The 24,151-nt window shown below is 69.2% G+C and carries 25 protein-coding genes and 1 tRNA gene; 14 read left to right on the forward strand and 12 right to left on the reverse strand.

All coding sequences use genetic code 11. From position 1 onward, the window contains the following. Positions 1–50 precede the first annotated feature (50 nt). Genes H9633_RS02165 through H9633_RS02175 form a run of 3 tightly spaced genes read right to left on the reverse strand, consistent with a single transcriptional unit; the run spans position 51 to position 2,885 of the window. Entirely contained in the window at positions 51–1,301 is a 1,251-nt protein-coding gene (locus tag H9633_RS02165) for a hypothetical protein (protein WP_191711924.1), read from the reverse strand. Between the two features lie 19 nt (positions 1,302–1,320). Further along, positions 1,321–1,845, reverse strand: coding sequence for a DUF6264 family protein (locus tag H9633_RS02170; protein WP_191711925.1), 525 nt, complete (start codon positions 1,843–1,845; stop codon positions 1,321–1,323). After that, a complete protein-coding gene (locus tag H9633_RS02175; protein WP_404802962.1) occupies positions 1,842–2,885 on the reverse strand; it encodes a 4-hydroxy-3-methylbut-2-enyl diphosphate reductase in 1,044 nt (347 codons plus the stop codon). The genes H9633_RS02170 and H9633_RS02175 overlap by 4 nt, the downstream gene beginning before the upstream one ends. Positions 2,886–3,117: 232 nt before the next feature. On the opposite strand from H9633_RS02175, the gene xseA reads away from it, so the two are divergent. The 8 genes from xseA to H9633_RS02215 all read left to right on the forward strand — a co-directional run bounded on the left by xseA (position 3,118) and on the right by H9633_RS02215 (position 9,962). Continuing rightward, positions 3,118–4,395 (forward strand): exodeoxyribonuclease VII large subunit, encoded by a 1,278-nt coding sequence (gene xseA / locus H9633_RS02180; RefSeq protein ID WP_318247172.1) that lies wholly within the window; start codon positions 3,118–3,120, stop codon positions 4,393–4,395. 177 nt (positions 4,396–4,572) lie between these two features. Continuing rightward, entirely contained in the window at positions 4,573–4,803 is a 231-nt protein-coding gene (locus H9633_RS02185; protein ID WP_071644597.1) for an exodeoxyribonuclease VII small subunit, read from the forward strand. Further along, a complete protein-coding gene (locus H9633_RS02190) occupies positions 4,800–5,441 on the forward strand; it encodes a DUF4245 family protein (protein WP_191711927.1) in 642 nt (213 codons plus the stop codon). The genes H9633_RS02185 and H9633_RS02190 overlap by 4 nt, the downstream gene beginning before the upstream one ends. Further along, positions 5,438–6,112, forward strand: a complete 675-nt coding sequence (locus H9633_RS02195; protein WP_071644595.1) for a carbonic anhydrase — start codon at positions 5,438–5,440, stop codon at positions 6,110–6,112. Before H9633_RS02190 ends, H9633_RS02195 begins: the two co-directional genes overlap by 4 nt. Then, positions 6,109–7,503, forward strand: coding sequence for a class II fumarate hydratase (locus H9633_RS02200; RefSeq protein WP_191711928.1), 1,395 nt, complete (start codon positions 6,109–6,111; stop codon positions 7,501–7,503). The genes H9633_RS02195 and H9633_RS02200 overlap by 4 nt, the downstream gene beginning before the upstream one ends. Before the next feature lie 200 nt (positions 7,504–7,703). After that, positions 7,704–8,543, forward strand: a complete 840-nt coding sequence (locus tag H9633_RS02205) for a DUF559 domain-containing protein (protein WP_191711929.1) — start codon at positions 7,704–7,706, stop codon at positions 8,541–8,543. A gap of 55 nt (positions 8,544–8,598) precedes the next feature. Continuing rightward, positions 8,599–9,150, forward strand: coding sequence for a hypothetical protein (locus tag H9633_RS02210; protein WP_191711930.1), 552 nt, complete (start codon positions 8,599–8,601; stop codon positions 9,148–9,150). Positions 9,151–9,530: 380 nt separating this feature from the next. Continuing rightward, the gene (locus H9633_RS02215) at positions 9,531–9,962 is read left to right on the forward strand and encodes a PKD domain-containing protein (protein ID WP_191711931.1); all 432 of its coding nucleotides are present in this window, start codon (positions 9,531–9,533) and stop codon (positions 9,960–9,962) included. 347 nt (positions 9,963–10,309) lie between these two features. Here the strand turns inward: H9633_RS02215 and H9633_RS02220 are convergent, their stop codons facing one another. Together H9633_RS02220 and H9633_RS02225 are read right to left on the reverse strand one after the other, a co-directional pair. Continuing rightward, on the reverse strand, positions 10,310–11,665 hold the full coding sequence (locus H9633_RS02220; RefSeq protein WP_191711932.1) for a PhoH family protein: 1,356 nt from the start codon (positions 11,663–11,665) through the stop codon (positions 10,310–10,312). A gap of 229 nt (positions 11,666–11,894) precedes the next feature. Continuing rightward, a complete protein-coding gene (locus tag H9633_RS02225; protein WP_071644623.1) occupies positions 11,895–12,674 on the reverse strand; it encodes an isoprenyl transferase in 780 nt (259 codons plus the stop codon). 141 nt (positions 12,675–12,815) lie between these two features. Between H9633_RS02225 and trhA the strand changes: the two genes are divergently transcribed. Next, positions 12,816–13,502: a PAQR family membrane homeostasis protein TrhA gene (gene trhA, locus H9633_RS02230; RefSeq protein WP_191712907.1), complete on the forward strand. Its 687-nt coding sequence runs from the start codon at positions 12,816–12,818 to the stop codon at positions 13,500–13,502. 43 nt (positions 13,503–13,545) lie between these two features. Beyond that, positions 13,546–14,019, forward strand: coding sequence for an S-ribosylhomocysteine lyase (locus H9633_RS02235; protein WP_191711933.1), 474 nt, complete (start codon positions 13,546–13,548; stop codon positions 14,017–14,019). Between the two features lie 12 nt (positions 14,020–14,031). Here the strand turns inward: H9633_RS02235 and H9633_RS02240 are convergent, their stop codons facing one another. Next, positions 14,032–14,277, reverse strand: coding sequence for a hypothetical protein (locus H9633_RS02240; protein ID WP_071644588.1), 246 nt, complete (start codon positions 14,275–14,277; stop codon positions 14,032–14,034). Between the two features lie 71 nt (positions 14,278–14,348). Here H9633_RS02240 and H9633_RS02245 point away from each other — a divergent pair, with 71 nt between their 5' ends. Together H9633_RS02245 and greA are read left to right on the forward strand one after the other, a co-directional pair. Continuing rightward, positions 14,349–14,735, forward strand: a complete 387-nt coding sequence (locus tag H9633_RS02245; RefSeq protein ID WP_191711934.1) for a DUF4307 domain-containing protein — start codon at positions 14,349–14,351, stop codon at positions 14,733–14,735. A 122-nt stretch (positions 14,736–14,857) separates the two neighbouring features. Next, on the forward strand, positions 14,858–15,346 hold the full coding sequence (gene greA / locus H9633_RS02250; protein ID WP_071644622.1) for a transcription elongation factor GreA: 489 nt from the start codon (positions 14,858–14,860) through the stop codon (positions 15,344–15,346). Between the two features lie 62 nt (positions 15,347–15,408). Here greA and ilvA read toward each other — a convergent pair whose 3' ends face one another. Further along, positions 15,409–16,656 carry a threonine ammonia-lyase gene (ilvA, locus tag H9633_RS02255; protein WP_191711935.1) on the reverse strand — a complete coding sequence of 416 codons (1,248 nt, stop codon included), beginning with the start codon at positions 16,654–16,656 and terminating at the stop codon, positions 15,409–15,411. Beyond that, positions 16,653–17,852: an AI-2E family transporter gene (locus tag H9633_RS02260; RefSeq protein ID WP_191711936.1), complete on the reverse strand. Its 1,200-nt coding sequence runs from the start codon at positions 17,850–17,852 to the stop codon at positions 16,653–16,655. The genes ilvA and H9633_RS02260 overlap by 4 nt, the downstream gene beginning before the upstream one ends. Positions 17,853–17,921: 69 nt before the next feature. Here H9633_RS02260 and H9633_RS02265 point away from each other — a divergent pair, with 69 nt between their 5' ends. After that, positions 17,922–19,184, forward strand: coding sequence for a winged helix-turn-helix domain-containing protein (locus tag H9633_RS02265; protein WP_313477631.1), 1,263 nt, complete (start codon positions 17,922–17,924; stop codon positions 19,182–19,184). Between the two features lie 42 nt (positions 19,185–19,226). Here the strand turns inward: H9633_RS02265 and H9633_RS02270 are convergent, their stop codons facing one another. The 3 genes from H9633_RS02270 to H9633_RS02280 all read right to left on the reverse strand — a co-directional run bounded on the left by H9633_RS02270 (position 19,227) and on the right by H9633_RS02280 (position 22,415). Beyond that, complete coding sequence (locus tag H9633_RS02270) at positions 19,227–19,793, reverse strand: LemA family protein (RefSeq protein ID WP_071644583.1); 567 nt, start codon at positions 19,791–19,793, stop codon at positions 19,227–19,229. Positions 19,794–19,866: 73 nt separating this feature from the next. Further along, on the reverse strand, positions 19,867–21,180 hold the full coding sequence (locus H9633_RS02275; RefSeq protein ID WP_191711937.1) for a D-arabinono-1,4-lactone oxidase: 1,314 nt from the start codon (positions 21,178–21,180) through the stop codon (positions 19,867–19,869). Then, positions 21,177–22,415: a type III PLP-dependent enzyme domain-containing protein gene (locus tag H9633_RS02280; RefSeq protein WP_191711938.1), complete on the reverse strand. Its 1,239-nt coding sequence runs from the start codon at positions 22,413–22,415 to the stop codon at positions 21,177–21,179. The genes H9633_RS02275 and H9633_RS02280 overlap by 4 nt, the downstream gene beginning before the upstream one ends. Positions 22,416–22,461: 46 nt before the next feature. Between H9633_RS02280 and H9633_RS02285 the strand changes: the two genes are divergently transcribed. Further along, positions 22,462–22,534, forward strand: a tRNA-Leu gene (locus tag H9633_RS02285). A gap of 53 nt (positions 22,535–22,587) precedes the next feature. Here H9633_RS02285 and H9633_RS02290 read toward each other — a convergent pair. Beyond that, a complete protein-coding gene (locus H9633_RS02290) occupies positions 22,588–24,132 on the reverse strand; it encodes an NAD(P)/FAD-dependent oxidoreductase (protein WP_191711939.1) in 1,545 nt (514 codons plus the stop codon). Positions 24,133–24,151 lie beyond the last annotated feature (19 nt).

A 24,151-nucleotide genomic window follows, 5' to 3' on the forward strand; every position in this document is an offset into this window, starting at 1 on the left:
CCCGTTCCCCCCCGCGCGCGACCGAGCGCCGCGCGGGGGCGGGAACGGGCTCAGCGCTTGAGCACGCGGCGCGCCCAGATCACCATGTCGATGATCGCGTCGACGATCAGCAGCACGCCGAGCCCACGCAGCAGCGGAGATCGGGCCCTGCTCGCGGCGATTCCGGCGGCGAGCTCGGCCGCGCTGATCGCGGCTCCGATGGTCGGGCGCTCGCGCACGAACCGCGCGGCGCGCGGCAGCGGCCGCTCGCGTCGGGTGAGGGCGGTGACCTCGCCGATCCCCGCGATGGCGAGGTCGGCCACTGTGCGCGGCCAGCCGCGCGGCGTGAAGCGGCGCCCGGTCGTCTGCTCGGCGACTCCGGCGGTGATGAGCGCGTCCGGCACACCGAACGCGGCGACGAACGCACGCACGCGATCCAGCTCGCCCTGCGTGCCGCCCAGCGCCTCCGGCGCGCATGCGCGCGTCGCCGCCGCGACATCGACTGCGTCGCCCAGATTCAGCCCCTGCAGCTCCTCGGTCGTGCCGTCGGCCTCGAGCAGCATGCGACGGTAGACATCCGCGCTCTCGGGCACCCCGATCGCGTCGATGTCGAGCACCGGCCGCGTGAGCCGCTCGATGTTCGGCCAGAACATGCCCGTGCGCCCACCGGCCGTGACCTCCACCCAGGCGTCGCCGTGCTGTGGAAGGTTCAGCTCGATGATCGGCTCGTCCGCGCGGCCTCCTGACAGCGCCATGTGCGGCTGGTCGGTCGCGTAGCGGTAAAGAGACCAGGTCTCGTCCTCGAGATAGTCGACGTCGACGCCCGTCACCTGCGCGGTGATGCGCGCGCCCCACGGCCCGCGCCGGGAGAACTCCGCCACTCGCACCGGCGCCAGTTCGAAGTCGATGTCGTCGTCGTCGGCATCGAGCATCCCGAACCCGGCGAGGTCTTCAGACGCGGCGGCCGGGTCGTCGAGCTGCTCGAACGCTGCGCCGTACTGCTCGTCGAGCTCCTGATCGACCTCTTCGAGTGCGTCGTCGGTCAGGCCGAGATGCAGCGTGAGCGCGGCGGTCTGGAACAGCCGCTGCAGGTCGAGGGCGCTCAGGTCGAAACGCAGGCGGTCGTCGTCGTCGAGAGCGACGACGTGCCCGCTCTCGGTCACCGGGATCAGGAAGACGGCTTGGTCGCCGTCGAAGACTCGGGATGCCGCGAGCACCCGCTCCTTTCGCAGCAGCTCCGCCGCGATCGGGGTCGGGTCGACGCCTTCCGAGGAATCGACCGAGGCGTAGTTGACGTGGAACGCGATCTGATCTGCTGACACCCCTCGAGGCTACCCGTCGTCACTCGACGGGAGGTGTCAGCAGTCCTGTCGTGAAGGCCGGATCGCTGAACATCACCACCGAGATGCACCCCGACACGAGCGACATCGTGATGACGAAGCCGACCAGCGGGATCCACCACGCCGACCTGCCGCGCTTCAGCTGACGCAACGACAGCCACGCGGTCACCGCGTATCCGACGAGCAGAACGACCACGGCGACGACGCCCCAGGTTCGCGCGGCCGCATAGTTGGTGAATTCGCCGTCGATGCCGATCATCTGCATCGAGTCGTTCAGAGTCGATGCCATGTTCACGAACTGTGGGATCGACGAGAGCACGTTCACCAGGCCGAACCCCAGCAGCACGAGGGTGACCAGACGACCCATCGGGCGAGCGGGAGCGCTCGGGGCCGTGGGTCGTGCGGCCGTCGGCGCGGGCTCGGGAGCGGATGCCACGGGATCGGCGCCCAGCGGAGGCAGTCCTGCGCGCGCACGCTGCTCTTCCGGAGACGCGTACTCGCCGTACTGCGGCCGCTCGATGCTCATGTGCGCGAGACCCGGCCGCCCAGGGCACGCTCGTCGCGCTTGCCCGAGTTGTCCTGGCGCAGCTCCTTGGGCAGCGAGAACATGAGGTCCTCCTCCGCCGTGCGCACCTCTTCGATGTCGGTGTAGCCCGCCTCGTCGAGTGCGTCGAGCACCTCGCGCACGAGCACCTCGGGCACCGAGGCGCCGCTGGTCACGCCGACGGTGCGCACACCGTCGAGCCATTCCTGCCTGACCTCGTCGGCGTAGTCGACGCGGTACGCGGCCTTCGCTCCGTACTCCAGCGCGACCTCGACCAGGCGCACGCTGTTCGAGGAGTTCGCCGATCCGACGACAATGACGAGATCCGCATCCTTCGCGACCTTCTTGATGGCCACCTGACGGTTCTGGGTGGCGTAGCAGATGTCGTCGGAGGGCGGGTTCTGCAGCTCGGGGAAGCGGGTGCGCAGCCGGTTGACGGTCTCCATCGTCTCGTCGACGGAGAGCGTGGTCTGCGACAGCCAGACGACCCTGCTGGGGTCTCGCACGACGACCGTGTCGGCCTCGGCGGGCGAATTGACGACGGTCACGCGCTCGGGTGCGTGGCCCGCGGTGCCCTCGACCTCTTCGTGACCGTCGTGACCGATCAGCAGGATCTCGAAGTCGTCTCGGGCGAAGCGCACCGCCTCGCGGTGCACCTTGGTGACCAGCGGGCAGGTCGCGTCGATCGCGTGCAGCCCGCGATCGGCGGCGCCCTGCACCACCGCCGGCGAGACGCCGTGCGCACTGAAGACGACGTGAGCACCCTCGGGAACCTCGTCGACCTCCTCGACGAAGATCGCGCCCTTCTGCTCGAGTTCGGTGACGACATGGATGTTGTGCACGATCTGCTTGCGCACGTACACCGGGGCGCCGTAGCGCTCGAGCGCCTTCTCGACGGCCACGACGGCGCGGTCGACACCCGCGCAGTAGCCGCGAGGAGCGGCCAGCAGCACGCGCTTCTCGCCGTCGACCGGACGGTTCTCGAGGCGCGCACGCTCGACGGCGCGATGGCGGGTCGGGATGTGCGGCAGAGGCAGCGAGACAGTGGTTGAGCTCACTCCGTCAGTCTACCGATGCCACCTGTTCGCGGGCCGGGAGCGGGCGGCCCGGCGGGCCGTGTCGCATGGGGGGCCGACACTCCAGATGTCGGACCGATTCACGGGAACCGTCCGACATCTGGAGTGTCGGCCCCCGGAATGCATCGCCCGTCCCGGCCGCGGACGCCGTGTCGGCGGCATCCGGAAGAATGGCGGGGTGACCGTCTTCGAAGCCACCGCCGTCCCCGGCGAGCCGCCTCCCGCCGACTCGGTCGCCCCGCGCGACTCGACGCCCGCGGCACCGACATCGGTCGCGCGCCTGAACGGCACCATCCGCGACTTCATCGCCCGCTGGAACACCGTCTGGGTCGAGGGCGAGATCACCTCATGGAACGTGCGCGGCGGCAACGTCTTCGCGCGCCTGAAGGACACCCGCTCAGACGCGCAGATCTCGGTTCGCGTCTGGTCGAGCGTGCGCCCGCGCATCCCCGCCGACCTCGCCGTCGGCGATCACGTCGTCGCTGCCGTCAAAGCCGACTACTTCGTCAAGGGCGGCGACTTCAGCTTCATCGTCTCGGCGATGAAGCATGTGGGCCTCGGCGATCAGCTCGAGCGGCTCGAGAAGCTGCGCGTGCAGCTGCGGCAGGAGGGTCTGTTCGACTCGTCGCGCAAGAAGAGCCTGCCGTTCCTGCCGCATTGCATCGGACTGATCACCGGCGAGCGCTCGGATGCCGAGAAGGACGTGCATCGCAACGCCGAGCTGCGCTGGCCGCAGGTGCGCTTCCGCACCGAGCACGTCGCCGTCCAGGGCGACCGGTGCGTTCCCGAGGTGCTCGCGGCGCTGCAGCGGCTGGATGCCGATCCCGACGTCGACGTGATCATCATCGCCCGCGGCGGCGGCGACCCGCAGACCCTGCTCGGCTTCAGCGACGAGCGGCTCGTGCGTGCCGTCGCAGCCGCATCCACGCCGGTCGTCAGCGCGATCGGGCACGAGAACGACCATCCCCTGCTCGACGACGTCGCCGATCTGCGCGCCTCGACCCCGACGGATGCCGCGAAGCGGGTCGTTCCGGATGTCGGCGAGCAGCGCGCGATCGTCGCGCAGCTGCGGGCGCGGGCGACGACGCGGCTGATGCAGCGCGTCTCCCACGACATCGCTCAGCTCGAGCAGCTGCGCTCGCGCCCGGTGCTGCGCTCCCCCGATCCGATCATCGACGAGCGGGCCCAGGAGGTGTGGCTGCTGGTATCCCGAGGTCGCGACACCGTCACCAGAGGGCTGGATGCCGCGCACCGATCCACCTCCGAGCTGCGCGCCTCGCTGCGCGCCCTCTCCCCCGCCGCCACACTCGCGCGCGGCTACGCCATCGCGCACCTCGACGACGGACGCATCCTCAGCGATGCGGTCGACGCGCCGGCGGGCACGGCGATGACGGTGACGGTGGATCGCGGATCCATCCGCGCCGTGTCGGAGGGGCGGATACCCGAAGACCGCTGAACAGCAGCACACTGCTCTGCTGCCCCTGCGCTCCGGGGGCCGACACTCCACCTGTCGGACGGTCCCCGCGAATGCGTCCGACATCTGGCGTGTCGGCCCCCGGCCTGTTCGCGCAGACCGCTCCCCGCGGCACGCTGCGGCGGATCGGGGCGTCCGACACGCCGGTAGGATGGGGGCGTGACTGCCCCCAGCGACTCCCCCGTCGAAGACCTGTCGTTCGAGGCCGCACGCGACGAGCTCGTGCGCGTGGTCGCGGAGCTCGAACAGGGTTCCCCCACGCTCGAGCACTCGCTCGCGCTCTGGGAGCGCGGCGAGGCGCTGGCGGCACGCTGCGAGGAATGGCTGCTCGGCGCGAAGCGCCGTCTCGATGCGGCTCGGGACGCGGCATCCGGCGGAGCAGGCGAATGAGCCGCGAACCGCGCGTCGTCGCAGGTCTCGGTCGACCCGAGACCGCCCAGGAGACCGCTGACCGCAAGGCGGAGTCGAGCCGGGTCTACCGGTCGAGTCAGACGTTCCGCAACCTCATCGCCGCACTCATCGTGACGGTCGGCGTGGTCGCCGTCGTCGTTCTCGGCGTGCCGCGCGGCCAGGTTCCCGATCGCCCCGCGATCGACGTCGCCGCGATCGCCGCAGACGTCGAGACGTCGATGCAGCGCGCCGCCCTCGTCGTCGAGCCCGACGAGTACTGGCGGGTCAACGAGGCCGCCCTCTCGGGCGGCAGCACCCGGGTGTGGACGATCACCCTCGCCCCGGCTGCCGACGACGAGCGCGGATTCGTCCGTGTGGCACAGGCCTTCGGCGCCGACGTCGGCTGGGCCCCGCAGGTGCTCGACGGCATGGCTCCGAACGGCACCACGACGATCGATGGGCGCGAGTGGGACGAGTTCGACCTGCGCGGTCGGGGCACCGCCAACATCTCGTACGCCATCGGGACCCAGGCCGGCCCCGACTACATCCTGCTTTACGGCTCGCAGTCGCCCGAGGCGACCGCCGAGCTGGCAGAGACCCTGTCCGCACAGATCGACGACCTTGAGGAGGCCGAATGACCGCAACGCTCACACCCGCTGAGGCATGGCGGGAGATGCTCGATGGCAACAGGCGATTCGTCGCCGGCACGCCGGCGCACCCGCACCAGGACGTCTCCAAGCGTCACGAGCTGGCCGACGGTCAGGCGCCGATCGCGACGCTGTTCGGATGCTCGGATTCGCGCCTCGCCGCCGAGATCATCTTCGACAAGGGTCTGGGCGACCTGTTCGTCGTCCGCAACGCGGGACAGGTGATCGGCGAGTCGATCGTCGCCAGCCTCGAGTACGCCGTGGGCATTCTCAACGTGCCGCTGATCGTCGTGCTCGCCCACGACTCGTGCGGCGCGGTGCGTGCGGCCATCGACGGCACCGCCATCGACTCGCCCCCGCTTCCGGCCGGAATCTGGAAGCTGATCGCACCGATCGTCCCGGCAGCGCGCAAGGTGCTCGCCGAGACCGGCGGCACGACGACCGCCGACATCGACGCCGAGCTGGTCGGCCGCGAGCACCTGCGCAACACCGTCGCCGATCTGCTGCACTCGTCCGAGATGATCAGCAACGCGGTCGCCGCGGGCCGACTGGGCATCGTTGGCGCCAACTACCGCCTCGCAGAGGGCACTGCGGTGCCCGTCGTCACTGTGGGCATCGACACCGAGGGGCACATCCCCGCTTCTGAGGAGGTATCGGCATGACCGACATCGAGTACCGCATCGAACACGACACCATGGGCGAGGTGCGCGTTCCCGCCAAGGCCCTGTACAGCGCCCAGACTCAGCGCGCCGTCGAGAACTTCCCGATCTCGGGCAAGGGACTCGAATCCACTCAGATCGCCGCACTGGCCCGCATCAAGAAGGCTGCCGCCCTCGCGAACAAGGAGCTCGGCACGCTCGACGCAGCGATCGCGGACGCGATCGCTCAGGCGGCCGACGAGGTGGCCTCCGGCAAGCACGACGGCGAGTTCCCGGTCGACACCTACCAGACCGGTTCTGGCACCTCGTCGAACATGAACATGAACGAGGTGCTGGCGAACCTGGCATCCGGAATCCTCGGCTCGGCCGTGCACCCGAACGACCACGTCAACGCGTCGCAGTCGTCGAACGACGTCTTCCCGACGTCGGTGCACATCGCGGTCACCCAGGCGCTCATCGACACCCTCATCCCGTCGCTCGACCACCTCGCCGTCGCCCTCGAGGCGAAGGCGGAGCTGTGGAAGGACGTCGTCAAGTCCGGCCGCACCCACCTCATGGACGCGACCCCGGTCACGCTCGGCCAGGAGTTCGGCGGCTACGCGCGCCAGATCCGGCTGGGCATCGAGCGCGTGCAGTCGGCCCTCCCCCGCGTGGCGGAGGTGCCCCTCGGCGGCACCGCTGTGGGCACCGGCATCAACACTCCGACCGGCTTCCCGCAGAAGGTCATCGAGCTGCTCGCGGCCGAGACCGAGCTTCCGATCACCGAGGCGAAGGACCACTTCGAGGCTCAGGCCAACCGTGACGGGCTCGTCGAGACGTCGGGCGCTCTGCGCACCATCGCCGTGTCGCTGACCAAGATCAACAACGACCTGCGCTGGATGGGCTCGGGCCCGAACACCGGTCTCGGCGAGCTGCACATCCCCGACCTGCAGCCGGGATCGTCGATCATGCCCGGCAAGGTCAACCCGGTCGTGCCCGAGGCCGTGCTCATGGTGTGCGCGCGCGTGATCGGCAACGACGCGACCGTCGCCTGGGCCGGCGCGTCGGGCTCGTTCGAGCTGAACGTCGCCATCCCCGTGATGGGCACCGCGCTGCTGGAGTCGATCCGTCTGCTCTCGAACGCCGTGCGCGTGCTGGCCGACAAGACCGTCGACGGCCTCGAGGCCAACGTCGAGCGCGCCGCCGCGTTCGCCGGCATGAGCCCGTCGATCGTCACGCCGTTGAACAAGGTCATCGGTTACGAGGCCGCCGCGAAGATCGCCAAGCACTCGGTCGCGAAGGGCATCACGGTGCGCGACGCCGTGATCGACCTCGGCTACGTCGAGCGCGGGGAGATCTCGGAGGAGGAGCTCGATGCGAAGCTCGACCTCCTGTCGATGACCCACCCGGGCTGAGGCCTTCGGTCGTCCGGTCTTCCGCGTTACATTCCGGGGGCCGACACTCCAGATGTCGGACGTTTCGCCATGATCCGTCCGTCACCTGGAGTGTCGGCCCCCGTTTTGCATCCATCCCCATCCCGCAGGATGAGGCAGGTTGTCCACAATCCCCGGTGAACGCGGCCAGGCATGAACGTCGCGTCCCGGATGCTGGGGGCATGTTCGATCCTCTTGATCTGCTCACCCGCCTCGGTGGGCTCGCGCAGGGCACTCAGCTTCAGGACTACGGCGTCACACGCATGCAGCTCAGCAAGGCGGTGCGCGGCGGACGGATCGAGCGGTTGCGCCCGGGCGTCTTCGCGACACCCGCAGCAGCGGCCGATGAACGCGACGCCGCACGGCACGGAGGCGCGCTCACATGTGCCGCGGCCCTGCGGAACCTGGGCGTGTGGGTGATGTCGACGGACGCAGCACCGCATGTCTGGGTCGGCCGCCGTGGACGCGTCTACCCTCATTCCGGATGCCAGTGCGTCAGCCACTACTTCCGCAGCGGGCGGGTGCGCTTCGGCGTCGTCGACGTCGAGACCGCCCTTGTACATCTCTACCGCTGCGAGGGTGAGGAGTCGTTCTTCGCCTCGCTCGAGTCGGCGCTGGCGCAGCGGAAGCTCACCCGATCCGCACGCGCACGCGTCCGCGAGGCGCTGCCGACGCATGCACGGTGGCTCGTCGACTTCGCCCGTTCGGACGCCGACAGCGGCCTCGAATCGCTGCTGCGGCTGCGGCTGCATCTGCTGGGGATCGCGCTGGATTGTCAGGTGGTGATCGCCGGTGTCGGACGCGTCGACTTCGTCGTCGACGGACGCCTCATCATCGAGGCGGACGGCAAGGAGAACCATGACGGCACCACCATGCGGCACAGGGATCTGGTTCGGGATGCCGCGGCATCCGCCCTCGGATACGAGACGCTGCACTTCGACTACGCCCAGATCATGCACGACTGGGCGACGGTGCAGCGCTCCATCATCGCAGCCCTGAAGCGCACGGCTCAGCGGGCGTGACGTCCGCTGTGGATAACTCCGACGGGGTCTTGCCGATCCGGGTTACCGTGGTGCGGTGACGATGACGACCACCCTTGTGCGCACGGGCTCGGCCCTCGCGGCTGCCGGTCTGCTCGTCGGGATGCTGTCGGCGTGCACCCCGGAAGCGGATCCCACTCCCACACCCACGAAGACCGCCGCCTTCGCCACGGATGAGGAGGCGTTCGCCGCCGCCGAGGAAACGTATCGGGCGTTCATCGACGCTCAAAATGAGCTCGACTTGTCAGATGAGAGCACCTTTGAAGCCGTATACGCCCTCACTGCCGACGCTGCCTATGCCGCCATTCGAGAAAGTCTGACGCAACTCCAGGCTCAGGGCGTCACTATGACGGGATCGTCAGTGGTGACCGGCGTGGAACCATTACAAGCGAACTTGGCATCTGGCGCTGTCACCATGCATGTGTGTGTTGACGTCTCCGCTACTGACCTACTGGACGAGCAAGGCGCCTCGATCGTTCCGCCTTCTCGCGCGGACGTCCAATCTCTGGTCGTCGACTTCGCGATCCACACGACGGGCGAGCTCAGAGTGGCCCGAACCGCTGGAGATGAAGCGCCATGCCCGACCTAATGACCGCGCTTCTTGTCGTTGCCACTCTCGTTCCCCTAAGCACGTCTTCACCACCGTCGTGCGGTATCGCTGCTACCGGTTGTAGCTCCTCGACAAACGGCAGTGTCGTCGAGGTTTCTGGGTCGAAAACTTCGAGGGGCCAGTCCGGTGAGCGGACACCGGAGAGCAACTCACCGGGCCGTTCCAATGCCACGATCGGAAATATCCCTCGGCAACCCACGCCATTCGAAGAGTGCCTCGTAGATTGGGACTCGTACCGGGGATGCTGGGAGGCCCGATCCGCCGGCGATGAAACGCCACCCGAAGAGGGCGAAGAGTCACCGGGTCTTCCGCCCATCACGATCACGGACCTCGCCAGCTTCTCGCCCGCCAAGGGCACCGTGCTCGGTGAACCGGACAACCTCGGAGTCGCGGGGCTTCCGACGAACTTCGTCACCCAGGCTGAGACGCACGTCCGTTCCGGCCAGCTGTTCGGGTTCCCCATCGACGTGCGCTTCACACCGGTGTCGTACACCTTCCATTACGGTGACGGGGAGTCACGTACTGCCCCCTCCCCCGGCGCGAGCTGGGAGAGCCTCGGGCAGGCCCAATTCACCCCGACCGATACCAGCCACACGTACGCAGAACGTGGCACGTACGACGCGACCGTCGACATCGCGTACACGGCGGAGATAGATCTGGGTGTCGGATGGTTCCAGATCGAGGGGCAGCTCGACATCCCGGGTCCGACGCAGCAGATCCGCATCTTCGAAGCGCACACCGCCCTCGTCGCTCGCACCTGCACGGAGCAGCCCTCAGCCCCCGGCTGCTGATCCGACATCCCCTCAGCCGCGTTCACCTCTCGGACTGCGCTCGGCGCACCTCACCGTTCCCCCTTCGCGGCGACAAGCGCGTGCGACGCGGAGAGTGCGCGGCGCTGAGCGCAGTCGCCGCCGAACGCCTGGGCCCAGGATCCTGCCGTGCGCGGGCCCGCCCGGGCATCCGACCCCCGTCCCGTCCGCCGCAGACCCGCTGAACACGATACGAAGCGGGGGCCGACACTCCAGATGTCGGACGGATTCCCGCGAAACGTCCGTCATCTGGAGTGTCGGCCCCGTGAACGTCAAGGCTCCGCGACGTCACGGCCCGACACGAATGCGCCGGCGAGCGGGCGACCCCGTCAGCTCAGCTCGCCACCCTCCAGCAGCTCGGTCACGAGGGCCGCGATGGCCGAACGCTCCGAGCGCTGCAGCGTGACGTGCCCGAACAGGTCGTGCCCCTTCAGCGTCTCGATCACGCTCGCGATGCCGTCGTACCGGCCGACGCGCAGGTTGTCGCGCTGTCCGACGTCGTGTGTGAGGATGACCCGGGAGTTCTGGCCGATCCGGCTCAGCACGGTCAGCAGCACGTTGCGCTCCAGAGACTGCGCCTCGTCGACGATGACGAACGCGTCGTGCAGCGATCGCCCGCGGATGTGCGTGAGCGGCAGCACCTCCAGCATCCCGCGCGCCACGACCTCCTCCAGCACGTTGCCCGAGACCACCGACCCGAGGGTGTCGAACACCGCCTGACCCCACGGGCCCATCTTCTCGCCCTGGTCCCCGGGCAGATACCCGAGCTCCTGCCCGCCGACGGCGAACAGCGGGCGGAACACGATGATCTTCTTCTGCTGCTGCCGCTCGAGCACGGCCTCGAGCCCCGCGCACAGCGCCAGCGCCGACTTTCCGGTGCCGGCGCGCCCACCCAGCGACACGATGCCGACCTCGGGGTCGAGCAGCAGGTCGATCGCGATCCGCTGCTCGGCCGAGCGGCCGTGCATTCCGAACACCTCGCGGTCGCCTCGCACCAGCCGGTACTCGCCCTCGGCCACGACACGACCCAGCGCCGAACCTCGTTCGGAGTGGATGATCAGGCCGGTGTTCACGGGCATCCCCCGCACCTGTTCGCTGAGGCCGACCTCGCTCTCGTACAGGTCGCTCATCTCGTCGCCCGAGAGGTCGAGGGTCGTGATGCCCGTCCATCCGGCATCCACCGCCTGCTCGGCGAGATACTCCTCCGCCGCCAGCCCGAGGGATGCGGCCTTCACGCGCATCGGCAGGTCTTTCGACACGATCGTGACGTCCTGCCCGTCGGCGGCGAGCTGCGCGGCGGTCGCGAGGATGCGACTGTCGTTGTCGCTGAGCCGGATGCCCGCGGGCAGCACCGACATGTCCACATTGCCCAGCTCGACACGCAGAGTGCCGCCGTCGCCCACCTCGATCGGGAAGTCCAGGCGACCGTGCTCGACGCGCAGCTCGTCGAGGTGACGCAGCGCGCGTCGGGCGAAGTAGCCGAGCTCGGGATCGTGACGCTTGCCCTCCAGCTCGCTGATCACGACGACGGGGAGGACGATCGAGTGCTCCGCGAAACGGAACAGAGCCTGCGGATCGCTCAACAGCACCGAGGTGTCGAGCACATACGTGCGAAGAGCCGTGTCATCGTGTGACACGGCTCGGGCTGCTGACGTGGACTGCTGCTGTGCTGTACGTGTGGTCACGATCCACTCCCACTCGGGATGTGCTCCCGGCTCTGCAGAGAGTCGACCAGGGTCACGAGTCGCGATCCTTGAGGCCGACCCGACCGGACACGGTGTCCGATGCCATGAACGTACTTCCGCGGCCGACTCCGCGACAGCAACGGCGTATGGCGTGTCGGCTAAGAGACGGTGAACGGCGCGCGGCCGAATGCAGCGAGCGCGGCGACCAGCTTGTCGAGCCTCGCCCCGCTCATCGTCCGAATCGACGGTCGCGGTCGGCGAAATCGCGGATGGCCCGCAGGAAGTCGACCTCGCGCAGGTCGGGCCCGAGCGCCTCGACGAAGTAGAACTCGCTGTGCGCGCTCTGCCACAGCAGGAAGTCGCTCAGCCTCTGCTCGCCGCTCGTGCGGATGACCAGATCCGGGTCGGGCTGGCCACCGGTGTACAGGTGCTCGCCGATCATCTCGGGGGTCAGCTGCTCGGCCAGATCCTCGAGGGTGCCGCCCGAGGCGTCGTGCTTGCCGATGATGCTGCGCACCGCATCGACGATCTCGTTGCGTCCCCCGTAGCCGACCGCGAGGTTGACGTGCAGCCCGGTGTGCCCGCTGGTGCGCTCCTGCGCCTCCGCCAGCACCCGCGACAGCTCGGGCGTCAGGATGTCGGCGCGTCCGACGTGCTGCACCCGCCATTCGCCATGCTCGGCGAGAGAGTCGGCGAGCTCGGCGATGATCTCGATGAGATCGCGGATCTCCTTCGAATCCCGCTTGAGCAGGTTGTCTGCCGAGAGCAGGTAGAGCGACACGACGCCGATCCCGAGGTCGTCGCACCATCCGAGGAATTCGCGCATCTTGGCGGCCCCGGCGCGGTGGCCGGCGGCCGCGCTGTCGAAGCCGAGCTGCCGGGCCCACCGACGGTTGCCGTCGATCATCATGGCGACGTGGTGCGGAGCCTTCGCGACATCGATGCGCCGTCTCAGGCGCCTCGCGTAGAGCCGATAGAGAGGTCCCCGCCCCGAGCTCTCACGTGCAATCACGTGCCTACGCTACCGCCACCGGTCCCGGCCCCGCCGCAGCACTCGGAACATGTACCGCCGACGGCATGCCCGCGTACGTAGAGTGAGCGGGTGAGCACCCGCCCCTCAGATGACGCAGATGTACCCGAGCTGCCCCTGATGGAGGCGGCGGCCGTCGATGCCGCGGCCGAGGTCAGACCCACCTGGCGAGGCTGGATCCACGCCGGCACCTTCCCTGTCGCGATCGTCGCCGGCGCCGTGCTCATCACCGTCGCCCAGGGGGCGCCTGCCAAGTGGGCCGCGGCGGTCTTCATGGTCACGTCGATGCTCCTCTTCGGCAATTCGGCCCTCTACCACCGGTTCGATTGGGGTCCCACGACGAAGGCTGTTCTCAAGCGCATCGATCACGCCAACATCCTGCTGCTGATCGCGGGCACGTACACGCCCCTGGCCGTTCTCGCTCTGCCGCCGCAGAAGGGCCTGGTGCTGCTGATCGTGGTGTGGAGCGGGACGGTGCTCGGCATCCTGTTCCGCGTGTTCTGGATCAACGCGCCTCGATGGCTGTACGTCGCCCTGTACCTCGCACTGGGCTGGGCCGCGGTGATGTACATGGGCGACCTGCTGCAGGCCAACGTGGCCATGATGGTGCTCGTCTGCGTCGGCGGCCTGCTGTACACGGTGGGAGCGATCGTCTACGCGATGAAGAAGCCCAATCCCTGGCCGGGGCGCTTCGGATTCCACGAGATCTTCCACGTCTGCACCGTGCTCGCCTTCCTCTGCCACTGGACCGCGTGCCTGCTCATCTCGCTCGACCCGCTCTCGCCCTCGCTGGGCTTCGGCGGCTGACGCGGGATACGCTCGAATTCCGCGTCAGAGCAGAGGAGCGACAATGGCCGAAGTAGAGAGCTTCACCCTGGACCACACCGCCGTCAGCGCACCGTACGTGCGCCTCATCAGCGTCGAGCACGGACCGAAGGGCGACGCGATCTCGAACTTCGACGTGCGGTTTGTGCAGCCGAACGAGGGTGAGATCCCGACGGCGGGTCTGCACACCATCGAGCATCTGCTCGCCAGCGTCGTCCGCGACCGCATCGACGGGCTGATCGACATCTCGCCGTTCGGGTGCCGCACCGGCTTCCACGCGATCTTCTGGGGCGACCCCGCGGTCGCCGACGTCGTCGCGGCGGTGCGCGGAGGCCTCGAGTTCATCGCGAACACCGCCGAGTGGAGCGACGTACCCGGCGTCTCGGCCGTGGAGTGCGGCAACTACCGCGACCACAGTCTGCACAGCGCGAAGGAGTGGTCGAAGACCATCCTGGATCAGGGCATCAGCCTCGACGCGTTCGAGCGCGTCGGCGTGTGAGTCGAGCCGACCTCAGCGGCTGCTCTCGTCGCCGTCGGCCTGCTCACGCAGCGCCGCCTCTTCGGCATCCAGCTCTGCGCGCACCTCTTCGCGGTAGCGGACCTTGCGGATGCGGCGGTTCATGTCCCAGATCAGCAGCACCACGGCCGCGACGATGATCACGATGATCGCGAAGCCCGCGAAGCCGGGGGTCACCGAGTTCGGGTCGACCGTCATCGACGGCGTCGGCATCGGGGTTGTCTCACCGAACAGGATCATGGTCCGCCTTCTCCTCGCAGGTCGAATAACCTGGAAGTCCAGCCTATCCGCCGTCCACCCCCGGGAGAGACGTGACCACCGCACGCGAGCTCGATGAGCGATACGGTCGCACGCCCCGGCGACGCCTCCCCTGGATCGTCTTCGGCGCGGCCGCCGTGGCCGCCGTCGTCGCCCTGGGCTGGACGATCGTCGCGCAGCAGATGAACGCGGTGGATGCCGACGATCTGGGCTTCACCGTGGTCGACGCGCACAGCGTCGACCTGCGTTTCCAGTTCACCGCAACGCAGGGCGCGGACGTCGCGTGCGCGGTGGAGGCGCTCGACGAGGAGTTCGGCGTGGTCGGCTGGAAGATGATCGAGATCCCCGGCGGCGAGCATCACACGAAGGGCGTCGCCATCAGCATCCCGACCGTCGCCGAGGCGACCACCGGTTTGGTGAAGGCCTGCTGGGTCGCCTAGAATCATCCGAAAGATGATCGACGCCCCGGCCGACGCCGGGGCGTCTTGCATATCCCACGGGTCGCCGGACGGCCCGACATCCCCGAAAGCCCCTGAAGGGGCCCGCAGCGAAGGAGCAGGCTGTGTCCACAGACGCTCAGGTACCTTTCCTCACGCAGGAGGCCTACGACCGGCTCGTCGAAGAGCTCGAGCACCTCTCGACGGTCGGCCGTGAGGAGATCGCCGCCCGCATCGAAGCGGCCCGCGAAGAGGGCGACCTCAAGGAGAACGGCGGATATCACGCCGCGAAGGACGAACAGGGCAAGCAGGAGGCGCGCATCCGCACCCTGCAGCAGCTGCTGAAGACGGCGAAGGTCGGCGAGGCGCCCACCAGCCGCGGCATCGTCGAGCCCGGCACGGTCGTCACGGCGATCGTCGCGGGCGATGAGGAGGTCTTCCTCCTCGGCAGCCGCGAGATCGCCGCCGGCGGCGAGCTTGACGTGTACAGCGAGGCGAGCCCGCTCGGCCAGGCCATCATCGGCCTCAAGGTCGGCGAGAAGTCCAGCTACGAAGCGCCCAACGGCCGCTCGATCACCGTCGAGATCACCGGAGTCGAGACCTACACCGGCTGATCTGCGCACACGCAGAACGGCGGGACGCTCCAGGGCGTCCCGCCGTTCTGCGTCTTCGCGGCTCAGTCCGGGACGACAACGGGGGCGAAGCCCGCTCGCCGCAGCGTCTCGAGCGCGAGCTCGGTGTGCTCGGGTCCGCGGGTCTCGATCGACAGCTGCAGGATCATGTCGCTGATCTGCAGACCGTGTCCGTGACGGGTGTGCAGCACCTCCATGACGTTGGCCCCGGCCTGAGCGAGCAGATCCGACACCTTCGCCAGCTGACCGGGCCGGTCGGGAAGCGGTACGCGCACGGTCGCGTATCGACCGGATGCCGCCAGACCGTGCGCCACGACCCGCTGCAGCAGCATCGGATCGATGTTGCCGCCCGAGAGGATCGGCACGGTCACGCCCGTGTCGCGCACCTTGCCTGCGAGGATGGCGGCCACGCCGACGGCGCCGGCGGGCTCGACGACGACCTTGGCGTGCTCGAGGAGCACGAGGAGGGCACGGGCGATGTCGTCCTCGCTGACCGTGACCACCTCGTCGACGAGCTCGCGGATGATCTCGAACGGCACGTCCCCCGGTCGCGCGACGAGGATGCCGTCGGCGATCGTCGGATGCGTCTGGATCTCGACGGGGCTGCCGGCCTCGAGCGACGGTGGCACCGCCGCGGCGTTCTCGGCCTGCACGCCGATCACGCGCACGGTGCGACCGGTCGCGGCGGCGGCGGCCTTGACCGCAGCGGCGACACCGGCGATCAGCCCGCCGCCGCCGATGCCCATGATCACCGTGTCGACGTCAGGGACGTCCTGGATCACTTCGAGACCGAGCGTGCCCTGGCCCACGACGATGTCGCGGTGGTCGAAAGGGTGGATGAGCACGGCGCCGGTGCGCTCGGCGAACTCCGCCGCGAGGCGCAGCGAGGTGGCCACCGTCTCGCCCTCGAGCACGACCTCGGCGCCGTAGCCCCGGGTGGCGAGCAGCTTGGGCACCGGCACGCCGAGCGGCATGAAGATCGTCGCGGGGATGCCCAGCATCTGAGCGGCGAGTGCCACGCCCTGCGCGTGGTTGCCCGCCGAGGCGGCCACCACCCCCCTGGAGCGCTCCTCCTCCGTCAGACGCGACAGACGGTAGGTCGCTCCGCGGATCTTGAACGACCCGGTTCGCTGCAGGTTCTCCATCTTGAGCATCACGGGTGAGCCGAGGGTCTCGCCGAGCGCCCGCGACAGCTCGGTCGGGGTGCGGGAGATCACTCCGGAGAGGCTCTCCGCCGCCGCGGTGAACTCCTCAAGGCTCGGGATGGCGGCGACGCCGGGGACCAGGGTCATCGATTCCTCCTCTGCCGCTCGCGCGGCACTGTGCTCCAGATGAGATCTTCGGGCGCGGGTTCACGCCCGGTGCGCCACGCGCCCGAGCCGATGGTGACGGCCGCGACGTTGACGAATGCGGCCAGCGGAACCGCGAACAGCGCTCCCGGGATGCCCGCGATCATCGCTCCACCCGCCACCACGAGCACCACCGCCAGGGGGTGCACCTTGACGGCCGAGCCCATCAGGATCGGCTGCAGGATGTGACCCTCGAGCTGCTGCACCAGCAGCACCACGCCGAGCATGAGCATTCCGATCACCGGGCCGTTGTACACCAGAGCGAGGAACACCGCCACTGCTCCGGTGACCACGGCGCCCACGATGGGCACGAACGACCCGAGGAAGACGAGCACGGCGACGGGGATGGGCATGGGCACCCCCAGAAGCGCGGCACCGACGCCGATGCCCACCGCGTCGATGGCGGCGACGAACATCTGCGTGCGCGCGTAGTCGACCACCGTCGCCCATCCGTTGCGGGCCGCCGCATCGGCCGCAGGGCGTGCCATTCGCGGGAACAGCTTGAGCGTCCACCGCCAGATACCCGCGCCGTCGGCGAGCAGGCAGATGAGGATGAACAGCGACAGCAGCGCGCCGGTGACGATGTGCGCGGCTGTTCCGGTGACGGCGAGCGCGCCGTTCAGCAGCAGATCGGCCTGCTCGTTCAGCAGGCCCATCCCCTGCTGGATGTAGCCGTCGATCTGCGCTTCCGTGAGATGCAGCGGACCGTCGAGCAGGAACGTGCGCACCTGCTGGATGGCATCCGTCGTCTTGGCCTGCACGTCGGGAAGCTGAGTGCGCACCTGCCAGATCACCAGCCAGAACAGCCCTGTGACCACACCCAGCGCCCCCAGAACGGTCACCGCGATCGCCAGCCAGCGCGGGAAGCGGGCGCGCAGCATGAGCTGGAAAGCCGGCCACAGCAGCGCGGTGATCAGGATGCCGACCAGGAGGGGGATGACCAGGAGCTTGAGCAGCATCACCAGCCAGATGAACAGTGCGATCAGGCCGGCGATGACCAGCAGGCGCCAGGCGTAGGCCGCGGTGACGCGGAGGGGGGCCGGCACGGCGTCGTCAGCCGTGGTGGTCACCGTGCGGTCGAGCACGGGCGGCTGATATCGGAAGGGATTGCGGAACCTCGGCCTGGGGTCGTCGCTCATTGTGTAATTCTACGTACGGTGCGAAACGCCCTCGCACCCGATGTCGGCGCCTGCGGCTACTCTGGCGCAGTGACGGCTGCCTCCTCGACCACCCTCAGCGCCGCCGAGGCGCGGCGGATGACGCTCGCGGCGCAGGGATTCTCCCGGCGTCGACCGGATGCCGTGAGCGCCCACCACCTGCACCGGACGATGACGCGGCTCGGCGTGCTGCAGATCGACTCGGTCAACGTGTTCGCACGTTCGCACTACATGCCGATGTTCTCCCGGCTGGGCTCGTACGACCCCGCGCTGCTGGATCGCACCGTCATCTCGCGCACGACCCGCTACGTGGAGTATCTCGCTCACGAGGCCACGTTCATGCCGGTCGAGGACTGGGCCCTGTGGCGCTTCCGCATGCAGGAATGGCGCGAGCGAGCGGAGCGACCGGGCGGATGGGGGCGGGTGCACGCCCGCACCCTCGACTGGGTGCGCGACGAGCTGCGTGCCCGCGGCCCGCTTCGCCCGGCGGATCTGCGTGACGACGCACCCCGCGAGCGCGGCTCATGGTGGGACTGGGACGAGGCGAAGATCGCGCTCGAGCACCTCTGGCGCTGCGGAGAGGTCGCGATCGCCGGCCGCATCGGGTTCGAGCGGCGCTACGGTCTGGCGTCGCAGATCATTCCCGACTCGATCCGCGAGGTGATCGTCCCGCGTGACGCGGCCGTGCGCGAACTGGTGCGGCGGGCGGCGCGATCCTACGGCGTCGCGACGATCGCCGATCTGAACGACTACCACCGCCTGCGCGATCAGGCGGGGGTGCGGGCGGCGGTGGCCGACCTGGTCGACGCGGGCGAGCTGGAGCCGGTGTCGGTACGCGGCTGGGAGCGCGGGGGCAGGGCGATCCCCGCGTGGCGGCATCGAGACGCGGTGCTGCCCCGCCGCATCGATCGGTCAGCACTGCTGACCCCGTTCGACCCCGTGGTGTGGTTTCGGGATCGGGCGCTGCGCGTGTTCGACTTCGACTACCGCATCGAGATCTACGTTCCCGCGGATCGGCGCCGCTACGGCTACTACTCCCTCCCGATGCTCGTCGGCGACAGCGTCGTCGGACGGGTGGATCTGAAGGCCGACCGGCTCGCGTCGACCCTGCGCGTGCAGTCGGCGTGGTGGGAGCAGCACGCGCGGCCCAGGGCGGATGCCGAGCGGGTGGCCGAGGAGCTGGTGCGCGCGGCCCTGTGGCAGGGTCTCGAGCGGATCAGCGTGTCGGGCTGGGGCGATGCCGCGAACGACCTGGCGCACGCCCTGCACGGCGCCGAGACGTCGGTCGAACGACACGTGCATCCGCGGGAATGACGAACGCCCCGGCGTGTGACGGGGCGTTCGGTGGTGATGGCGTCAGAACTGCACGCGCGGCGGTTCGGAGATCGCGCCGTCGTCGTTGACCTCGAAGAACTCCCGTTCGGTGAAGCCGAGGCCACGGGCGAAGAGATTGTTGGGGAACACCTTGATCTTGGTGTTCAGCTCGCGCACGCCGCCGTTGTAGAAGCGGCGGGCGGCCTGCACCTTGTCTTCGGTGTCGACGAGTGAGTGCTGCAGCTGCAGGTAGTTCTGGCTGGCCTGAAGCTGCGGATACGCCTCGGCGACCGCGAACAGGCTGCGCAGCGCCTGCTGCAGGTGGCCCTCGGCCACACCGGCCTCGGCGGGTCCGGACGCGGCGAGCGTCTCGGCTCGCGCCCTGGTCACGCCCTCGAAGACCTCTTTCTCATGGGCGGCGTAGCCGCGCACGGTCTCGATCAGGTTGGGGATGAGATCGGCGCGGCGCTTGAGCTGCACGGCGATTCCACTCCAGGCCTCGTCGACGCGCACCTTGAGCTGCACCAGCGAGTTGTACGTCGACCACAGGTAGATGCCGACGAGCAGCAGCACCCCGACGACGATAAGTACCGGCCACAGCCATTCCATGCACAGCCCCCTCTTGAACCGAGATCCATCCTATGCGCGGATCACTGCGCGTCGGCTGGATGACAGGCCGGGCTCAGGCCCCGAGGATCCGCTCGAGGTGCCGGTTGCCGAACAGCCGGTCGGGATCGAGGCGGTCGCGCAGGGCGACGAAGTCGTCGAACCTCGGGTAGCGGTCACGCAGCTGCGCGGCGCTCAGGCTGTGCAGCTTGCCCCAGTGCGGGCGACCGCCGTGGTCGAGCATGATCTGCTCGACGGCGTCGAAGTACTCGCGCGGATCGACCCGCCAGTAGCGGTGCACGGCGATGTATGCGCTGTCGCGGCCGGATGCGGTCGACAGCCACAGGTCGTCGGCCGCGGCGAAACGCACCTCGACGGGGAACTCGATGCGCCACCCGCGGGCGGTGATGAGCCGGCGCAGCTCGTCGAACGCCGAACCGACGTTCGCGGCCGGCAGGGCGTACTCCATCTCGCGAAAGCGCACGCCACGGTGGTGCACGAAGACCCGGTGCGATCGATCCGCGTAGTCGGCATCGCCGGTCACCTTCGCCGCGAGCCGGTTGAACGGCGGGATCACGGCCGGCACCACTCGGCTCACCGCGCAGAACGCGCCGAACACGCCGTTCGCCAGCACTCTCTCGTCGAGCCAGCGCTGCACGGGCGGAAGGGGACGCCGCGGTGCCGATTCCGGCAGGCGCGTCTGCGTCTTCGTCAGTGCGACGTCGGTGTGCGGATGCCAGTAGAACTCGAAGTGATCGGCATCCGCCACCCGCTCGCCCAGCGATGCGAGCGTCTCGTCGAGGGGCAGCGGAACGTCCTGTGCGTGCATCACGAACGCCGGCACGCACTGCAGCGTGACCTCGACGACGATCCCGAGGGCTCCGAGACCCACCACGGCGCCCGCGAGCAGGTCGCTGTTGTGCTCCTCGTCGATGCGCAGGAACTCGCCGGCCGCGGTGACCAGCGTGAGTCCGCGCACCTGGGTGCCGATACCGCCGAAGCGGGCGCCGGTGCCGTGCGTGCCGGTCGAGATCGCGCCGCTGATCGACTGCCGGTCGATGTCGCCGAGGTTCTGCATGGCCAATCCGTGCGGTTTCAGCAGCGCGGGGATGCGATGCAGGCGCGTGCCCGCGAGCAGGCTCACGCGGCCCGTCTGCGGGTCGGCCGAGACCAGCCCCTGCAGATCATCGAGCTCGAGGAGCACACCGGGGGCCGCCGCGATCCCGGTGAAGCTGTGCCCGGCGCCGACGGCCTTGACGGTGAGCCCCTGGGAGGCTGCCGCCACCACCGACCGCTGCACGCCCTCGGGCGAGCGGGGACGCTCGACGCGCACGGGTCGCACCTGCGCGGTGCGACCCCAGTTCTGCCACGTTCCGCCCGGTCGGGTCATAGGAACGCCTTCCCTTCGCCGCGATACGTCGGCAGCTCGCCCACCACGGTGCCGTCCGAGACGAGATGATACCGATCGATCCGCTCGGCCGGCTCGCCGCTCTTCGCGTGCCGGAACCAGACCCGATCGCCGACACGCAGATCCTCGGCGGCAGCTCCGCGCAGCGGCGTCTGCACCTCCCCCGCGCCCTCTCGGCCGAGCGTGCGCAGTCCTGCCGGCCACACCGGCAGCGGCTGACGCGATGTCACGGCAGGACCCGACGCGATCCAGCCCCCGCCCAGAACGGTCGCGATGGCCTGTGTCGGCTTGCGGACCACGTCGAGGGCGAAGGATGCCGCCGGCGCGGGCTGGAACGAGCGATACCCGTCGAAGAGGTGACCGGCGAGCAGGCCGCTGCCCGCGGTCGCCTCGGTCAGCGACTCATCGCTTCCGGTGAACTCCAGCGACCCCGTCCCACCCCCGTTCAGGAACTCGAGCGGAGCGATCTGGGTCATCGCGTCGGCGATCTCGGCGCGGCGCCGGCGCAGCTCGTCGCGCGAACGCGCCTGCACCATGCGGATCACCGGGGCGTCGGGCCCCGCGGCATCCCCCTGCCCTGCGATCTGCGCCTCGTACATCTGCAGGCCGACGAGCCGGAAGCCGGGGCGGCGCACGATCTCACGGGCGAAGGCGGCGACCTGCGCCGCCGAGTGCAGCGGAGACCGGCGCACGCCGACATGACCGAGGGATGAGGAGCGCAGCGACGCGTCGACGTCGATCGCGACCCGCACCTCGGGGCGCGAGGTGGGACCCGCCACAGAATCGATCACGTCGAGATGGGCGGAGTCGTCGACCATCAGGGTGATGCGTGACGCCGCGCGCTCGTCCGCGAGCAGGCGGGCCAGTCCGGCGCGGTCGACCGTCGGATAGCCGAGCACGATGTCGTCGTAGCGCTCGGCCAGCCAGAGCGCCTCCGCGAGGGTGAAAGCGAGGAGTCCGCGGTAGCCGGGGATCTCGAGCACAGCATCGAGAACGGCTCGCACCCGCACGGACTTCGTCGCGACCCGGATCGGGAGGCCCCCGGCGCGCACCAGCAGGTCCATCGCGTTGTGTCGGAGCGCCTCGCGTTCGATCACCGCCACGGGGGCGGGGAGATGCGCGGTCGCGTCGGTCAGCGCTGACCAGAAGCGGTCGGGGGAATGCCAGGGCGCATCGGAATCGGATGCCGGGCCGTGGCCTGCGGTGAGATCGAGCACTCCCCCACCCTACGACTCGGGTGACGCGTCGATAGGGTGAATGCAGGCCCCCATAGCCCAATGGCAGAGGCAGGCGTCTTAAACACGCTTCAGTCTGGGTTCGAATCCCAGTGGGGGCACGAAGAAGGGTCCGCCCGAGCTGTCGCTCGGACGGACCCTTGAGACTTACGCGTCAGACCGTGGTCTCGACGCTTTCGGGCTTCTTCGCGGCCGGCTTCTTGGCAGCGGGCTTCTTGGCAGCGGGCTTCGCAGCGTCGGCCTTCGCGGCCGGCTTCTTCTCCGCGCTCTCACCTGCATCGTTCACCGGAGCGGGCTTGCCGGCATCCGACTTCGCCGCGTTCTTCTGCGCGGCGGGTGCGGCGGCCTCTGCGACCGCGGGGCGCGGCCGCGCCGCGAACTCCTCGAACGCTGCACGCGGGTGCTGCACGGCGGCGAGGTTCGCGAAGTCGCGTCCCAGCCACAGGTTGTTCCACCAGCCCCAGAGCACGCGCCACTTGCGCTCCCACGTCGGCATGGCGAGGCCGTGGTAGCCACGGTGCGCCACCCACGCGATGAAGCCCTTGAGCGCGATCTTGCCGGACTGGAAGACGCCATTGTAGAGGCCGAGGCCCGCCACCGCGCCCAGGTTCTTGTGGAAGTAGTCCTTCGTGCCCTCGCCACGCAACACGGCGACGAGGTTCTTCGCCAGCAGCTTGGCCTGACGCACGGCGTGCTGCGCGTTGGGCACGCAGGTGCCGTCGGGAAGGCCACCGGTCTTGTCGGGAACGGCGGCGACGTCGCCGGCCGCCCACGCGCCCTCGACGGGGTTGCCGTCGGCGTCGACGACGCGCAGGTCGGCCTGCGCCGAGATGCGGCCGCGCTGCTCGGTCGGCAGGTCGCCGCCGCGCACGACGGTCGGGTTGGCCATGACGCCGGCGGTCCACACGATCAGGTCGGTGGGGATGACCTCACCCGTCGACAGCTCGACGTTGCCGTCGACGGCGCTGGTCACCTGGGTGTCGAGGTGGATGAACGCGCCGCGCTTGCCGAGGTCCTTCATGACCCACTTGCTGGTCTCGAGTGAGACCTCGGGCATGATGCGACCCATCGCCTCGATGAGGTGGAAGTGCGTGTCGTCGAACGACAGCTGCGGGTACTTCGAGATCAGCGACGACGCGAACGAGCGCAGCTCGGCGAACGCCTCGATGCCGGCGAAGCCGCCGCCGACGACGACGACGGTCAGCAGGCGGTCGCGCTCGGGGCCGGCCGGGATGGCCGCGGCCTTGTCGAAGTTCGACAGCAGGCGGTCGCGCACGGCGACGGCCTCCTCGATGGTCTTGAGGCCGATCGCGTTGTCGGCGATCCCCGGGATCGGGAAGGTGCGCGACACGGCACCGGCGGTGACGACGATCTGGTCGTACGCGAACTCGTACGGCTCGCCGACCGGTGGGGTGATCGTGGCGACCTTGTTGGCGTGGTCGATGCCCGTCACCTTGGCGGTGATCACGTTGGTCGTCTTGAGGTGACGACGGTGCGTGACGACCGCGTGACGCGGCTCGATCGATCCGGCTGCGACCTCGGGCAGGAACGGCTGGTACGTCATGTACGGCAGCGGGTCCACCATCGTCACGTCCGCCTCGCCCTTGCGAAGGTGCTTTTCGAGCTTCCAGGCGGTGTAGAAACCGGCGTACCCTCCACCGACAATCAGAATGCGGGGTGCAGTGCTGTTCTGAGGCACAGGGGGACAACTCCTCGTC

Source organism: Microbacterium commune (genome assembly GCF_014836945.1).
Classification (GTDB): Bacteria; Actinomycetota; Actinomycetes; order Actinomycetales; family Microbacteriaceae; genus Microbacterium; species Microbacterium commune.